The 1,741-nt window shown below is 59.3% G+C and carries 1 tRNA gene and 1 rRNA gene; both read left to right on the top strand.

The features are described from left to right. Positions 1–1,342 (top strand): 16S ribosomal RNA (locus IEY28_RS20455); the annotation flags it as partial. Between the two features lie 103 nt (positions 1,343–1,445). Beyond that, a tRNA-Ala gene (locus IEY28_RS20450) sits at positions 1,446–1,517 on the top strand. Positions 1,518–1,741: the final 224 nt, after the last annotated feature.

The raw sequence follows: 1,741 nt of genomic DNA, 5'->3' as shown, positions 1-1,741 counted from the left end.
TCGGGAAACTGAGGCCAATAGCGGATATCACTCTCAGACTGGAGTGTCGAGAGTGAGAAACGTTCCGGCGCTGTAGGATGTGGCTGCGGCCGATTAGGTAGATGGTGGGGTAACGGCCCACCATGCCAATAATCGGTACGGGTTGTGAGAGCAAGAGCCCGGAGACGGAATCTGAGACAAGATTCCGGGCCCTACGGGGCGCAGCAGGCGCGAAACCTTTACACTGCACGAGAGTGCGATAAGGGGACTCCGAGTGCGAGGGCATATAGTCCTCGCTTTTCTGTACTGTAGGGAGGTACAGGAACAAGTGCTGGGCAAGACCGGTGCCAGCCGCCGCGGTAATACCGGCAGCACGAGTGATGGCCGATATTATTGGGCCTAAAGCGTCCGTAGCCGGCCGGGCAAGTCCGTTGGGAAATCGACGCGCTCAACGCGTCGGCGTCCAGCGGAAACTGTTCGGCTTGGGGCCGGAAGACCTGGGGGGTACGTCCGGGGTAGGAGTGAAATCCTGTAATCCTGGACGGACCACCAATGGCGAAAGCACCTCAGGAAGACGGACCCGACGGTGAGGGACGAAAGCTAGGGTCTCGAACCGGATTAGATACCCGGGTAGTCCTAGCTGTAAACGATGCTCGCTAGGTGTGCCACAGGCTACGAGCCTGTGCTGCGCCCTAGGGAAGCCGAGAAGCGAGCCGCCTGGGAAGTACGTCTGCAAGGATGAAACTTAAAGGAATTGGCGGGGGAGCACCACAACCGGAGGAGCCTGCGGTTTAATTGGACTCAACGCCGGACATCTCACCGGTCCCGACAGTAGTAACGACAGTCAGCTTGACGAGCTTACTCGAGCTACTGAGAGGAGGTGCATGGCCGCCGTCAGCTCGTACCGTGAGGCGTCCTGTTAAGTCAGGCAACGAGCGAGACCCGCACTTCTAGTTGCCAGCAATACCCTCGAGGTAGTTGGGTACACTAGGAGGACTGCCGCTGCTAAAGCGGAGGAAGGAACGGGCAACGGTAGGTCAGTATGCCCCGAATGGACCGGGCAACACGCGGGCTACAATGGCTGCGACAGTGGGATGCCACGCCGAGAGGCGGAGCTAATCTCCAAACGCAGTCGTAGTTCGGATTGCGGGCTGAAACTCGCCCGCATGAAGCTGGATTCGGTAGTAATCGCGTGTCATAAGCGCGCGGTGAATACGTCCCTGCTCCTTGCACACACCGCCCGTCAAAGCACCCGAGTGGGGTCCGGATGAGGCCAGCATGCGCTGGTCGAATCTGGGCTCCGCAAGGGGGCTTAAGTCGTAACAAGGTAGCCGTAGAGGAATCTGTGGCTGGATCACCTCCTACTGATCGGGATTGGGGCTCTGCCCCAACCCACCTATGGTGTTCGAGAACACTCGCCGACCGGGCACCTATGAACTATCAGGGCTAACACCTGCGGATCTGCCGGGCCCATAGCTCAGCGGCAGAGCGCCGCCTTTGCAAGGCGGAGGCCCTGGGTTCAAATCCCAGTGGGTCCATGTCACGTGCCAGCCCCGAACCGTGCCCCTTAAGTGTGGGACGGCGATGGGATATGGTACGAAGACCGGTGCACTATCCCGGGTGAAACCGAGGATAGGAAGGGTCGATTCGCCCACCATCTACCACCTTGGGGGCGAGTATGAAACCGTGTGTACGTGCGATCCAGGCGTCCACTGGACTCGTTCAGTTTAGCGAGTCACAACGACGTTGGCTACTATGCCAG

This window comes from Haloarcula pellucida, assembly GCF_014647235.1.
Taxonomy (GTDB): domain Archaea; phylum Halobacteriota; class Halobacteria; order Halobacteriales; family Haloarculaceae; genus Haloarcula; species Haloarcula pellucida.
This window is presented reverse-complemented; position numbering and strand designations above follow the sequence as displayed.